The 12,971-nt window shown below is 30.4% G+C and carries 14 protein-coding genes; 9 read left to right on the forward strand and 5 right to left on the reverse strand.

The window, feature by feature from the left end:
• The first annotated feature begins 82 nt into the window (after positions 1–82).
• The 6 genes from ACWJKP_RS05245 to ACWJKP_RS05270 all read left to right on the forward strand — a co-directional run bounded on the left by ACWJKP_RS05245 (position 83) and on the right by ACWJKP_RS05270 (position 4,484).
• The gene (locus tag ACWJKP_RS05245) at positions 83–712 is read left to right on the forward strand and encodes an HD domain-containing protein (protein ID WP_165411719.1); all 630 of its coding nucleotides are present in this window, start codon (positions 83–85) and stop codon (positions 710–712) included.
• Positions 713–861: 149 nt separating this feature from the next.
• The gene (locus ACWJKP_RS05250; protein WP_165411720.1) at positions 862–1,731 is read left to right on the forward strand and encodes a radical SAM protein; all 870 of its coding nucleotides are present in this window, start codon (positions 862–864) and stop codon (positions 1,729–1,731) included.
• Between the two features lie 47 nt (positions 1,732–1,778).
• Positions 1,779–2,768: a biotin--[acetyl-CoA-carboxylase] ligase gene (locus tag ACWJKP_RS05255; protein ID WP_165411721.1), complete on the forward strand. Its 990-nt coding sequence runs from the start codon at positions 1,779–1,781 to the stop codon at positions 2,766–2,768.
• Positions 2,769–2,903: 135 nt separating this feature from the next.
• Positions 2,904–3,146: a DUF1292 domain-containing protein gene (locus ACWJKP_RS05260; RefSeq protein WP_165411722.1), complete on the forward strand. Its 243-nt coding sequence runs from the start codon at positions 2,904–2,906 to the stop codon at positions 3,144–3,146.
• A gap of 112 nt (positions 3,147–3,258) precedes the next feature.
• Positions 3,259–3,750: a UPF0158 family protein gene (locus ACWJKP_RS05265; protein ID WP_165411723.1), complete on the forward strand. Its 492-nt coding sequence runs from the start codon at positions 3,259–3,261 to the stop codon at positions 3,748–3,750.
• Between the two features lie 32 nt (positions 3,751–3,782).
• Positions 3,783–4,484, forward strand: a complete 702-nt coding sequence (locus ACWJKP_RS05270; RefSeq protein WP_165411724.1) for an MgtC/SapB family protein — start codon at positions 3,783–3,785, stop codon at positions 4,482–4,484.
• Positions 4,485–4,800: 316 nt separating this feature from the next.
• Here ACWJKP_RS05270 and ACWJKP_RS05275 read toward each other — a convergent pair whose 3' ends face one another.
• Both ACWJKP_RS05275 and ACWJKP_RS05280 read right to left on the reverse strand, forming a co-directional pair.
• A complete protein-coding gene (locus ACWJKP_RS05275; RefSeq protein ID WP_165411742.1) occupies positions 4,801–6,372 on the reverse strand; it encodes a DEAD/DEAH box helicase in 1,572 nt (523 codons plus the stop codon).
• A 121-nt stretch (positions 6,373–6,493) separates the two neighbouring features.
• Positions 6,494–7,018 (reverse strand): QueT transporter family protein, encoded by a 525-nt coding sequence (locus ACWJKP_RS05280; protein ID WP_187351392.1) that lies wholly within the window; start codon positions 7,016–7,018, stop codon positions 6,494–6,496.
• A gap of 287 nt (positions 7,019–7,305) precedes the next feature.
• On the opposite strand from ACWJKP_RS05280, the gene ACWJKP_RS05285 reads away from it, so the two are divergent.
• From ACWJKP_RS05285 to ACWJKP_RS05295, 3 genes are read left to right on the forward strand one after another with little or no spacing between them, the layout of a single operon-like run.
• Positions 7,306–8,556, forward strand: coding sequence for a M16 family metallopeptidase (locus ACWJKP_RS05285; RefSeq protein WP_165411725.1), 1,251 nt, complete (start codon positions 7,306–7,308; stop codon positions 8,554–8,556).
• Between the two features lie 2 nt (positions 8,557–8,558).
• A complete protein-coding gene (gene recX / locus ACWJKP_RS05290) occupies positions 8,559–9,443 on the forward strand; it encodes a recombination regulator RecX (RefSeq protein WP_224579017.1) in 885 nt (294 codons plus the stop codon).
• Positions 9,418–10,602, forward strand: coding sequence for a transglutaminase domain-containing protein (locus tag ACWJKP_RS05295; RefSeq protein ID WP_165411726.1), 1,185 nt, complete (start codon positions 9,418–9,420; stop codon positions 10,600–10,602). Before recX ends, ACWJKP_RS05295 begins: the two co-directional genes overlap by 26 nt.
• Positions 10,603–10,621: 19 nt before the next feature.
• On the opposite strand, the gene ACWJKP_RS05300 is transcribed toward ACWJKP_RS05295, so the two are convergent.
• The 3 genes from ACWJKP_RS05300 to ACWJKP_RS05310 all read right to left on the reverse strand — a co-directional run bounded on the left by ACWJKP_RS05300 (position 10,622) and on the right by ACWJKP_RS05310 (position 12,598).
• Positions 10,622–10,978 carry a tetratricopeptide repeat protein gene (locus tag ACWJKP_RS05300; protein WP_165411727.1) on the reverse strand — a complete coding sequence of 119 codons (357 nt, stop codon included), beginning with the start codon at positions 10,976–10,978 and terminating at the stop codon, positions 10,622–10,624.
• A 92-nt stretch (positions 10,979–11,070) separates the two neighbouring features.
• Positions 11,071–11,871, reverse strand: a complete 801-nt coding sequence (locus ACWJKP_RS05305; protein WP_165411728.1) for an ABC transporter permease — start codon at positions 11,869–11,871, stop codon at positions 11,071–11,073.
• Positions 11,855–12,598 (reverse strand): ABC transporter ATP-binding protein, encoded by a 744-nt coding sequence (locus ACWJKP_RS05310; RefSeq protein WP_263492491.1) that lies wholly within the window; start codon positions 12,596–12,598, stop codon positions 11,855–11,857. Before ACWJKP_RS05310 ends, ACWJKP_RS05305 begins: the two co-directional genes overlap by 17 nt.
• Positions 12,599–12,971 lie beyond the last annotated feature (373 nt).

Consider the following 12,971-nt stretch of genomic DNA (forward strand, 5'->3'; position numbering starts at 1 on the left):
GGTTAGCTTGCTCTTTTTGTTATAATAACAAAATGTGATGTAAATAAAAAAATATCAATAATAGATAGAAAGGACTTAATATATGATAAAAATGTTTGAAGAATTTGAAAGGCATTTAATGGAAGATGATAAGCCGTCTATATATTTCGATAAAATAATAAATAATAAGGTCATCTTTAATGAATATCCATATACATTGTTAAGTTGTTTAGTAGATATTCCCCAATCTCCACAGTATCACCCAGAGGGAAATGTATGGATTCACACAATGTTAGTTGTGGATAATGCAGCAAAAGTAAAGGAGAAAAGTGAGTGTCCTAGAGCGTTTATGTGGGGGGCATTATTACATGATTTAGGGAAAGCACCTACTACAAAAATCAGGAAAGGAGAAATAACGTCTTATGACCATGACAAGGTTGGTGAAGATCTTAGCATAAAATTTCTTGAAGCGCTTACAGATGAGGTCGAATTAATTAATCAAGTTTCAGCTTTAGTTAGATGGCATATGCAAACTCTTTTTGTAAACAAAAAATTACCTTTTGGGGATATGAAAAACATGTCGCAAGAAATATCTTTTAAAGAAATTGCCTTATTATCACAGTGTGATAGACTTGGTAGAGGGGAAATCAGTGAGGATAAAGTTAAAGAGGAGAAAGAAAATATTAAATCTTTTATTCGCACTTGTGAAGAGTATTTATCGCGCTCCAAATAATTTACATAGATTGATAGCACTAAATTACTTTGTGAGTTTAACGAGTATAGTATAAAAAGGATTTATTTTTATGGAAAAACCTATGATATACTAATAAAGTATGCAACAAATAAAATTCATTGAATTTACGAAGTTTGGAGATGATTACAGTGAGGTATGAAGGAACAGTATACAGACCACCAAGTGAGGCCTACAGTCTTATACTGCAAGTTACAATCGGATGTTCACATAATGCGTGCAGCTTTTGCAATATGTACAAAGATAAGAAGTTTAGAATACGTGATTTAAAAGATATTATGGTGGATTTACAGCATGCTAAATCAACATATAGGGTAGTTAAAAAGATATTTCTAGCAGATGGAGATGCTTTAGTTATTGAAACTAATAAATTGAAATTGATTTTATTAAAAATAAGAGAATTGTTCCCTCAGTGTGAAAGAGTGGGGATTTATGCTGCTCCTAGTGATATTTTGAGAAAATCTTTAGCGGATCTTAGGCAGATTAAGGATCTTGGCGTTGGGATCGTGTATCTAGGTGTTGAATCTGGAAGTAATGAAATATTAAAAAGTATAAATAAGGGCGTAACTGCTGAGGAAATGATTATTGCAGGCTGCAAGGTTAAAGAAAGTGGGATAAAGTTATCCACTACCTTGATTTCAGGAATAGGTGGCACAGAAAAAATAAGTGAACATGCAATAGAATCGGCTAAACTTATAAGTGCTATAAACCCAGATTATGTAGGATTTTTAACTTTAATGTTAGAGAGGGGAACCCCTATATATGAGGATGTACAGAACGGGACTTTTCATATATTAACGCCAGAACAAATAATGTATGAGATGAGAGAGTTCCTTAAAAATGTAGAAGTTGCTAACTGTGTTTTCAGAAGCAATCATGCTTCAAATTATATGGCACTTTCTGGTACATTGCCACAAGATAAGAATCAGTTAGTGGGAGACATTGACCTTGTACTGAAAGGCAAATATAGGTATAGGCAAGAGGAATACAGAAGACTATAAAACGACTTTCCTCAGAATTTGGTAAAACAAAAAAGGGTGTGGATGTTATGAAGGAAAAAATCATTAAGCTACTTAAGGACAGTGGAAATAATTTTGTGTCTGGTCAAAAAATTAGTGAAGATTTAGGCGTTAGCCGTGCAGCTATTTGGAAACATATAAATATAATTAAAGAGGATGGCTACGAAATTGAAGCAATTTCAAGAAAGGGTTATAGAATAATTTCCTCACCGGATATACTTACATTTGAGGAAATTAAAAATTTTTTAAGTACAAAATACATAGGTAGAAATATTATTCACTATGATTCTATAGGGTCAACTAACTCTAAAGCTAAAGAGCTTGCGGAGACAAAGCAAGCTCACGGCACAGTTATAATAAGTGAAGAACAAACATTAGGACGTGGAAGGCTCGGACGAAATTGGGTATCTCCAAAGCACAAGGGCATATGGATGTCCATAATACTTAGACCAAATATTAACACAGAAAATATATCACAAATAACCCTACTTGGGGCAGCAGCAGTTCAAAAAGCTATTATGAAAATGGGAATTAAAACTAGTATTAAGTGGCCTAACGATATAGTATTTGATGGTAAAAAAGTATGTGGTATATTAACAGAAATGAGTGGTGAAGTAGATCATATTAATTATCTAGTTATGGGAATTGGTATAAATGTAAATTTGGAAAAAGAAGATATACCAATTGATCTAAAAGATGTGGCTACGTCTATAAAGCTTGCGAGTGGTAAATACATGGAGAGGAAGCTTTTGCTTGCCAACATATTAAACATTTTTGAGGAGCTATATAGTGATTTTATTCAAAATGGAAATATAGAAGAAACTATACAGATTTGCAGAAAAAATTCCATGCTTATAGGTAAAGAAATCCAATTGATTAATAGAAGAAAAGTAACAACAGCTAAGGCAATAGATATAAGTGATCAAGGAGAATTGGTAATTGAAAATTACAAAGGGATAGTAGAATATATTGTTTCAGGAGAAGTTTCTATAAGAGGAATTTCCGGATATAGTAAATAAACTGATGTTTCATATGTTTAAGGGATAATGTAGGATAATTTCCTTTTGAAATGTTATTTAATCTATATTTTTATATAGACAGTATAGCTAGATTAACGGTATAATGTGGTTATTAAGGTTGAAAGGAGAATAGACATGGAAGAAAATAAAATTATAACAATGTTAGATGAAGATGGAGAAAAGGTTGATTTTGAATTAATCGAAATTATTGAGTTAGATGAAAATAAATATGCTTTATTAGCTCCTATAGGAGAAGAAGATGATGCTTTTGTCTATAAAATAGAAGTGGTAGATGGTAAAGAGCAATATATTGCAGTAGAAGATGAAGAAGAATTTGAAAGAGTTTTAGAAGAATATGATTCATCTTTTGAGGAATAAATAGTAGACCAATAACCCAATAAATCGGTAAGGTTTATTGGGTTTTTACTATAAATATTATAATTTTTTTTAGATATTAAAAATTATTGTAGTAACTGGAGGAGGTGAAATTTTGAATTTAGTAGAAATTAATATGGAAGCACTTATAGAAACAATTTCGCATGTTGATGACAATTTAGGGAAAAGCTTTCTAGACACAACTACTGGTGAGGTTATATATATTCCTACAGAAGTAAGTGTAGCATTAGAAAATGGGACTTTAAAAGAAGATACATTTGATAAGTGGTTAAAAGAATTTGTCATCACCGCTATACTTATTAGCGAAGATGAGGTTAATAGATATTTAAGCACTCCTCTAATAGATGAAGACTTTTATATAAGTGCAATGAAAAAATATGTTAATAGTATAATTAGTAATTCAGATTTAAAGCTAGAATTAAAAAAGGCACTAATAAGTGAAGAACCTATAAAAAGTTTTAAACATATTCTAATGGATAAACCAAATGCAACAGATGGATGGTATGAATATGAAGATAAATGCATAGAAGAATTTGTTAGAACATGGTTAATGTCAATTGGTATTGAATTAAAGTATTTAAATTAAAGAAAAGCAACCTATTTGTTGGAGGTATATACATGTTAGTATATGAAGTAGCAATAAGGCTTGCGCTTGCAGTTTTAGTTGGTGGCTTAATTGGATATGAGAGAGAATATAAGAATAGACCAGCTGGTTTTAGAACTCATATATTAGTATGTCTAGGCGCGGCAGTTACCTCAATGATACAATTATATTCAATTCAAGAAACAACTAATATGATACTGCGGCACCCAGAACTCCAAAATGTCATGAAAGCAGATATTGGAAGACTTGGGGCGCAAGTTATATCGGGAGTAGGATTCTTAGGGGCAGGGACTATTATACATGAGAAGGGATCAGTAAAAGGACTTACTACTGCAGCAAGTTTATGGACTGTGGCATGTATTGGACTTGCAGTTGGTCAAGGTTATTATACTTTAAGTATATTATCAACTATATTTGTTTTTATAGTATTAGTATTTCTTAAGACTTTTGAAGCTAAGTTGTTTAAAAACATTAATATTCTTAAAATAGAAATTCAATACGTTAACAAGAAAAACATGGTGGAAAAATTAGAACAGTACTTTGATGGTATGGGCATAAAAGTTAAAAATATAGATTTTTCAATTGATGAGGAAGATGAAAATCCAGATTACAGCACAACAATGTATACAATTTTAGCACCCAGACATATAAAGAGCAGTGGGATTGTGCAAAAACTATGTGCTTTTGAAGAAATATACAAAGCAACTATATTATAAGAGAAAAATAAGAAGTGTACTTATTTATAAATTACATATATTAGCGAAATCTCAATTAACAAGATAAAAATCAATGTGTAAATAAGTTTTTTAAATTTATTCATTATTATCACCCCATTTATATTGTATGTTAAAAGAGCCGATAAAATAATCAAATCATCGCCTGCGGAGCTGAAATATTAAAGACACTTCAGAAGGAGATTTATACTCCAATTTATAGAAATGGGAGACTTTCCCTCTGAAATGTCGTTAAAAGTAAATAAATATACGCGAAAAAAGAGCACTTATTAATAAGTGCTCTTTTGATTTAACAAATCTATCTTCTAGATTTAGCTACTTCAATATTTACTTTTCTACTATTTAATTTCTTACCTGAACTATTGTTTAGAATAGAATCTACTAAGTTCGCAGGAACATCTAAGAAAGAAAATTTATCTAAAATATCAATACGGCCAAGTTCATTTTTATTAATGTTAGCAGTCTCGCATAGGAAAGATATAATATCTTTAGTCATAACTTCATCCATTCTTCCTATAGATAAGAATAGTCTAACATTATCTGTAGTTGTAGTTGTAGCATCATCTGCATAGTTATAGTTAACTTCTTTATCAAAAATAATTTTGATTAGGGAAGCAGCTACATCTTCATCACCAAATTCTTTTATAAGATTTTGTCCTAGTGGAAGAAAGTTTTCATATAAATTTTCTTTTAGAACTAATTTTATAGAATCTAAAATAGTTTCTGATTTTGCAGCAAATATATCTGTTATAGTAGGTACAGTTTTTTTAGCGATTATACTTTTAGTATCACGTTCAATTTGTCTTATAGCAGATGCTTCTCGTCTTGTAATAAGACTATAAGCTGTGCCTTCTTTACCAGCTCTACCTGTTCTGCCAATTCTATGTATATATGATTCGCTATCTTGTGGTAAATCATAGTTTATTACATGAGTAACATTTTCAACGTCGATTCCTCTTGCAGCTACATCTGTTGCAATTAAGAAATTCAGATTACCATCTTTGAATTTTTTAAGAGTATTCATTCTTTGACTTTGTTTCATGTCTCCGTGCATACCTTCTACTGTATAACCTCTAGGTTGTAATGCATCAACTAATTCATCTACGCCCTTCTTAGTTTTACAGAATAGTATACAAGTCTTAGGAGCATCAACGTCAAGAATTCTACATAATGATTCAAATTTATTTTTTGGGTTTACTTCATAATAATATTGTTCAATCTTAGAAACAGTCAAAGATTTCTTTTCTATTGCAATAAGCTTTGTTTCAGGATGCATATATTTTTTTGACAATATTTTAATAGCTCTTGGCATAGTAGCTGAGAAAAGTAAAGTCTGTCTATCTTCACTTAAATTACTTATAATGCTTTCAATATCTTCAATAAAGCCCATGTTTAACATTTCGTCAGCTTCATCTAAAACAAGAAACTTAGCATTAGCGAGTTTTAAAGTGCCTTTTCTAATATGATCTAATAATCTTCCTGGAGTTCCAACTACAATATCTACTCCTCTTTTTAAAGCGGATATTTGTCTATCAATAGATTGGCCACCATAGATTGGTAATATTTTAATTCTTTCATGTTTTGCAATACGTGAAAGTTCTTCAGCAACTTGGACAGCAAGTTCTCTTGTTGGAGACATTATTATTGCTTGAACTTTTCCATTTGGTCTTTCCATTTGGCTTAAAATAGGTGCACCAAAGGCTAATGTTTTACCAGTTCCTGTTTGAGCTTGACCTATAATATCAAAGCCATCTAGTACAACTGGAATAGCTTTTGCTTGAATATCAGATGGATATTCAAATTTTAGATCTTGTATAGCGTGGAGTACGGATTCGCTTAGTCCTAGTTCATCAAATTTAAGTTTGTCAATTTTGTTCATTAAAATTCCTCTTTCTTCTCATAAAGTATCAAATACATCTTATTATTACAAAAATATATACAAAATAATAAATATTAAATCAAAAAAGCAAATTCAAATTGCTTTTTTATAATTATTTAAAAAAATTCCTCAAAATTGAGTTCTTCTCAATAACATAAATAAGAGGCAATCCAATTCCATAACAGCAGACTAATTCTCCCCATGCAACTTGCAGCATACAAACTATAAGGGGCATGTCATTAACATATAAAAGCTTTAACAGTATGCCTATAATAATGGCATTAACTACTACAGCCGGTAATGGAGCAAGTATTCTTTTGAATTTAAGTTTGCTTTTACCAATATAGTAAGTTGAAATCGCAGCTATAAGCGTTGCAAGGGAACCGAAAACCATATCCATAATACCTAGTGGACTTATAATATTAGAAACTATACAACCAATTAGCAGCCCAGGAATAGAAAAGGATGCAAAATAAGGTAAAATAGTAAGTCCTTCAGCGATACGATACTGAATAACTCCAAAGCTGAAAAACGATAAGCTTAGAGTTAAGGCTACATAAATAGCAGCCACCATTGCTGCAAAAACGATCTTTCTTATTTTTACAGACATAGTTCCTTCATTTAATTTAATATTCATTTTTGTGCCTCCGTAGTTTTATTTTAAGACAGGATGGTTACGAACTGTCTATGAGTATTTGACTCGAATCTTTATTTTACTCCATATTTCGCAATTAGTCAATAGGGCTTTCAGATTTTCTGAGGTTGCAGGGGATTAATTCTAGTTTTAAATACGTTGAAATTATGGTCTAAAATAGTTAAAAGTATGATATAGTTAAAATATATATGAATTTGTTTTTTGAAGTTAGTATTACAGCTTCGCAGGTGATGATTTAATAACATAGTTTTTGGTTAAAGGAGAATATGATGAGTAAAGAAATTTTTAATACAAAACAAACACAATTAAGTAATGGTATTAAACTTATTACTATTAAAAAGGATAGTCAAATTTCAGCAGTTCATGTTGGAGTAAACATAGGTTCTCTTTTTGAAGAAAAAAATGAAAAGGGAATAGCACATTTTATAGAACACATGCTTTTTAAAGGAACTGAGGGTAGAACTAACGAAGAACTAAACAGCAATCTAGAAAATTTAGGTGGGGAATATAATGCATACACGGATTTTAATTGTACAGTATATACTGCTACAATTTTAAATGAAGAATTAGAGAACTCGTTAACACTTCTCGGAGATATGCTATTAAATTCAACCTTTCCAATTGATGAAATTGAAAAGGAAAGGGGTGTAATACTCGCTGAAATTAGAACGATTAATGATGACATTGAAGATTTAAGCTTTAAGAGAATTAATGAAATTGCTTTTAAATATAGTCCACTTAGAGAAGATACTATTGGTAGCGAAAATATTATAAAAAAAGTTACAAGAAAGCAACTTGTTGATTTTTATAACAAATATTACTTGCCTAATAATTGCTTCATATCTATTGTATCGTCGTTTGAACATGAGGATATAATAAACATGGTTAATAAATATTTTAGTGATTGGATAAAAAGGGAATTTGAAAAGAAAAAAATAACTTTTGAGCATCATAAGTCTATAAAAAAAATCTCATATAAAAAAGAAATTGAGCAATGCACTATACTGTATTTATATACCTTTAATGGACTATCTAAGGATGAGGAATTAGCACTTAGAATATTAAACTATAAATTTGGAGAAAGTTCTAATTCTATATTATTTAGAGAACTTCGAGAAGAAAGAGGATTGTCATACGATGTTTACACTCATTTAGATACTTCAAATAACGTTAAAATATTATATATTTATACATCGGTGTCAGAAGAAAATGTAGATGAAGCGATCGATGTAATAGATACTGCTATTAGAGATATTGAAAGTAAAAAAATAGTTTTTGACGATAATACGATAGCCTTGATGAAAAAAATAATGAAAACTGCTATAGCTTCAACCTTAGAGGACTCAACAGACCTTGGAAGTTATGTAATACATCAAGCTATGGACGATGAAGATATATATCAGTTTACTGATGATATGGATAACATGGAGAATATTAAAAGTGAAGACCTATATAATATTTCAAGAAAAGTATTGAAGGATCCAACAATTCACATATTTTTACCAGAAAAGAGAGTGTAAAATTGAGTAGTATTATAACAAAAATTGAAATACAAAAAAAAAATAAGCGGAGAGTTAACATCTATATGGATGGCGAATATGCATTTGCTTGTGATGCAGAACTTATATATATCCATAATATTACAAAAGGCAGAGTTATGGACAAACAGAATTTAGAAGATATAGCTAGTGAAGATAATTATATTAAGGGGAAAACCTGCGCACTTCACTTTTTGGAGAGAAGCAATAAATCGGCTAAACAAGTAGTTGATAAATTAACGATAAAGGAATTTGATACTAAAACTATAGATAGAGTACTGGAGTTTTTAAAGCAGTATGATTTTATTGATGATAAGCGTTTTGTTGAATTATTTATAAAAGAAAAAATCAGGTCTAGTGGTAAAAATAAAATTAAGTTTGCTTTATTAAAAAAATCTCTTCCAAAAGAATTAATAAAGGAAGAACTTAATAAGATAACTAATGAGCAACAGCTGGAAACAGCTTTGAAATTAGGCGAAAAAAAGATCGTTACAATATCTAAGAGTGAGAAGGATACAAAAAAACTTTATAAAAAAACATCAGACTATTTAGCTCGCAGTGGATATGATTACGAAATAATTAAAGAGGTTTTGGCTAAGATAACTGAAAATGACAAAGGAGAGGAATCATGCGATAATGCGCCCTCCGAAGATACTTATCAAGAAGATTATGATAAATTATACGAGTTAGCAAGTAAAAGATACAGCATATTAATCAAGTCAGAATCGCACAAAATAAAGCTATATAAAAAGCTAGGAGACTATCTTTTAAGAAGAGGATTCCAGTGGGATCAAATTAAAAAAGTATTAAAAGATTTAATTAATGGCACAGAAGATATTGTTAATGAAAGCGGTGATAGGAGTGTTTAAAGAGCCCGTAAGCTTAATTTTACTGTTATTGTTTATATACCCAATAATTAAAGGGTTTATATATAAATTCTCATCGGAGCATTTAAAAGGTGGCATTGAGGGAGTTTTTCAAAGTATATCTTTTTTGCTTTCTTTATGTCTAGGTATTTATTATACGAAAAAAATGCTTATTCAGCACAATGAAGGTATGTATGAGAAAATATATAAAAGTATACCAATGAATGTTATAGGGTTTATTAATAGCAAACCATTAGTGATTTATATATTAATAATGCCAATAGTGATATTAATAATTTATAGTGTTATAAATTTTGTAATTAGTATTATTTCTCACATTACTTTTTATCCTTTATTTGATAGCATAGAGCGCAAAGTAAGGCAAAAAAGTGCTTTATTTAATAGAATTATAGGTGCAGTATTTCAGTTGCCTAAAGCAATATGTTATGTAATTGTTATTACTTTCATATTTAATTTTCTATCACTTCTTAATATAACTGATACATATAATAAGTATTTGGAAGAATCACAAGTATATAATTATATATCCAAAGAGGTAGTTATTCCATTGACTAATTCAAAGCTTGCAAAAAAGCTTCCGAATGTTGTAGATAACTCTTTTAAAATTGTAGTAAAAGAGGCTTCTACTTTAGAACCTAATTTACAAAACAAGCCAAAAGGTATAATTTATTATAATGGTATTACTCTGGATCAAGGGGTTAAGTCTAATGATGAAATTAATAAGTTTGCAATTACCCTGGCTGAAGGTAAAAGTGGTACAAGGGAGAAAGCAAGGGTTATTTATAAATGGGTAGGTAGTGAAGTAGCTTATAGCGATGAAAAAGCAAATAGAGTATTAAATAACGATTTAGAAGCGAAATCTGGTGCCATCCCAACTTTTAACTCTAAAAGTGGTATATGTTTTGATTATGCATGTCTATATGTAGCTATGTGCAGAGCTAATAATATAAAGGTGAGAATTATAACAGGCCAAGGATTCAACGGAAGTAATTGGGTTAGCCATGCTTGGAATCAAGTATATATAGAGGAAGAAAACACCTGGATTAATGTAGATCCAACATTTTTAATTGGTGGGGATTATTATGATAGTAAAAGATTTGATATAGACCATAAAGGAGAGAATATAGCTGGAGAATGGTAATAGAATAGCTACCTAAGTTTTAGGGAGCTATTCTATAGCTTTTTAATAATAAATTAATGGCTTTTTCGCAATCTGTATCTTCATTATTTAATGACCAAGCGGTATTGAAATAATATAATGATTTTTGCTTGTTAACACACATAGCATAGCAGTAAGCTATGTTGAAAAAATATCTGCTTTCACGGCGCAGGCTTATAGCAGCATGCAATAAAGGTATTGCCTTTTCGTATTTTTTTAAGTGAATAAAACATACTGCGGTATTATAAAGTGAACCAGCCTCATTATCTTTCATTTCTGCGGATTTTTTATAGAGAATTATTGCTCTATTATAATCTTTAGTATTGTATATTTCGTTAGCTTTTTGAAAGTATTCCATTATTATCCTCCTTGTAATTCTCCGAAGAATTATAAATTTGTTATTCTAAATACTGTCCAAGGGTTTTAAAATGTATTCATTTAAGTGGAATTTTATTTGTTTTTATTAACCACTTTTTTTTCGAAAAGTGCAACCATTTCATACATAAGATAAGCTAAGATAGAAAGTATTACTATGCTCATCATTACCATATCTAGTTGGGAAACTTGACCACCGTAGATTATTAAAAATCCTAAACCTTCTTTAGCCACTAAGAACTCACCCATAATTACGCCCACCCATGAGAGGCCTACATTGATCTTAAGTGCAGAAATAAAAGCTCCAATAGATGAAGGAATAATTAGATTAATTAATATTTGGTATTTAGAAGCTCCGAAGGTTTTCAAAAGTTTAATTTTATCTTCATCCACTTCTCTAAAACCGCTCAGTATGCTAATTATGGTTACAACTATTGATATTAAAAGCGCGATTACTATTATTGCCTTTACTCCGTTGCCTACCCAAAATATAATAATAGGTGCAAGAGCTACTTTAGGTAAGGCATTTAATACTATTAAGTATGGATCCAAAACTTTTGAAACAAAATCGGACCACCACAATAAGACTGCAATTAAGGCCCCTAAGATGGTTCCAAGTAAAAAACCTGTTATTGTTTCAAAACATGTTACTGATATATGAGTTAGCAGTGTACCTTCATTATATATTTGTATAAGGGAATTATACATTTTTGACGGTGTGCTTGTTAAAAAGGAATCAATCCATTTAAGTCTTCCAGCTATTTCCCAAAGGCTAAAAAAAACAATTAGTATTATTATTCTTGTGAAAATAATAGTGTATTTCTCTCTTTTTACATTTTTGATATAATTCTTTTGCTCATCACTTTGAATCAGCATTGCTATTCAACTCCTTCCAAATTTCATTGAAGTAAACTCTGAAATTTGGAGCTTCTCGACGCTTGAGAGGACAAGCAAAATCTTCTCCAAATTCAATATTCATCTCTTTAACGATTACAGCAGGTCGATTTGAAAGTATAATAATTTCATCTGACATAGCGATAGCTTCAGAAATATCATGAGTTACCATTATAGTAGTCTTTTTCTCTTTTTTTATAATTTCATAAACTTCATCACTAATGTTTAATCTAGTTTGGTAGTCTAAAGCTGAGAAAGGCTCATCTAAAAGAAGGACTTCGGGGCTTAAAGCTAGGGTGCGAATTAAAGCAACTCTTTGGCGCATGCCTCCGGATAATTCTCTAGGATGATGATTTCTAAATTCCCAGAGATTATAGCTTATTAAAATATTTTTTACCATTTCCTTATTGTCATCTGTAATACGGTGGTTAATTTTGAGACCCAAAAGTACATTGTCCCATATGGTTAACCAGTCGAATAATTGATCCTTTTGAAACATATATCCAATTTTTGAAAGGCTTGAGCTATTATCGTGACTTTTAATTACTATTTCGCCATATGACGGAGTAATTAAGCCTGCTATTATATTTAACAGCGTAGATTTACCACAGCCAGAAGGGCCTACGATACTTAAAAAGTGACCTTCTTCTACACTAAATGAGATATGCTTTAAAGCAGGAGTTTCTGCAGTTAAAGAGTGATAATTCATGCATATATTATTAATTTCTACTTTAATCACTTTGTCATCCCCTTGAGAGTTATAGTTTAGTATATGAGGGTAGATAATGTATTGTTAACGACATTTCAGAAGGGGCACCCACTTACTTAAGTAGGAATATACATCTATAATAAAAATAAGAGTTAAGTAGGAATATAAAACGCCTTCTGAAGTCGTTAATATTGCAGCATCGCAGATGATGATTAACAATATTTCAGGAGGAAAGCCACCCACTTATATAAATAGGAATATAAATACCATAATAAATAGATAGGGATGTACATACTATAATAAAGAAAAAATAGGTTGAAAATATTATAGTTATTGAGTTATAATCTTATATGCTTATATTTTAATTTTATAC

Source organism: Clostridium sp. CM037, assembly GCF_055081095.1.

Bases quoted from the DNA above. Each gene is read 5' to 3' on its own strand.
- ACWJKP_RS05270 (WP_165411724.1), top strand. From the start codon at position 3,783: ATGTTAGTATATGAAGTAGCAATAAGGCTTGCGCTTGCAGTTTTAGTT.
- ACWJKP_RS05300 (WP_165411727.1), bottom strand. From the start codon at position 10,978: ATGGAATACTTTCAAAAAGCTAACGAAATATACAATACTAAAGATTAT.
- ACWJKP_RS05260 (WP_165411722.1), top strand. From the start codon at position 2,904: ATGGAAGAAAATAAAATTATAACAATGTTAGATGAAGATGGAGAAAAG.
- ACWJKP_RS05310 (WP_263492491.1), bottom strand. From the start codon at position 12,598: ATGAATTATCACTCTTTAACTGCAGAAACTCCTGCTTTAAAGCATATC.
- ACWJKP_RS05245 (WP_165411719.1), top strand. From the start codon at position 83: ATGATAAAAATGTTTGAAGAATTTGAAAGGCATTTAATGGAAGATGAT.
- ACWJKP_RS05280 (WP_187351392.1), bottom strand. From the start codon at position 7,018: ATGAATATTAAATTAAATGAAGGAACTATGTCTGTAAAAATAAGAAAG.
- ACWJKP_RS05305 (WP_165411728.1), bottom strand. From the start codon at position 11,871: ATGCTGATTCAAAGTGATGAGCAAAAGAATTATATCAAAAATGTAAAA.
- ACWJKP_RS05255 (WP_165411721.1), top strand. From the start codon at position 1,779: ATGAAGGAAAAAATCATTAAGCTACTTAAGGACAGTGGAAATAATTTT.
- ACWJKP_RS05285 (WP_165411725.1), top strand. From the start codon at position 7,306: ATGAGTAAAGAAATTTTTAATACAAAACAAACACAATTAAGTAATGGT.
- ACWJKP_RS05295 (WP_165411726.1), top strand. From the start codon at position 9,418: ATGAAAGCGGTGATAGGAGTGTTTAAAGAGCCCGTAAGCTTAATTTTA.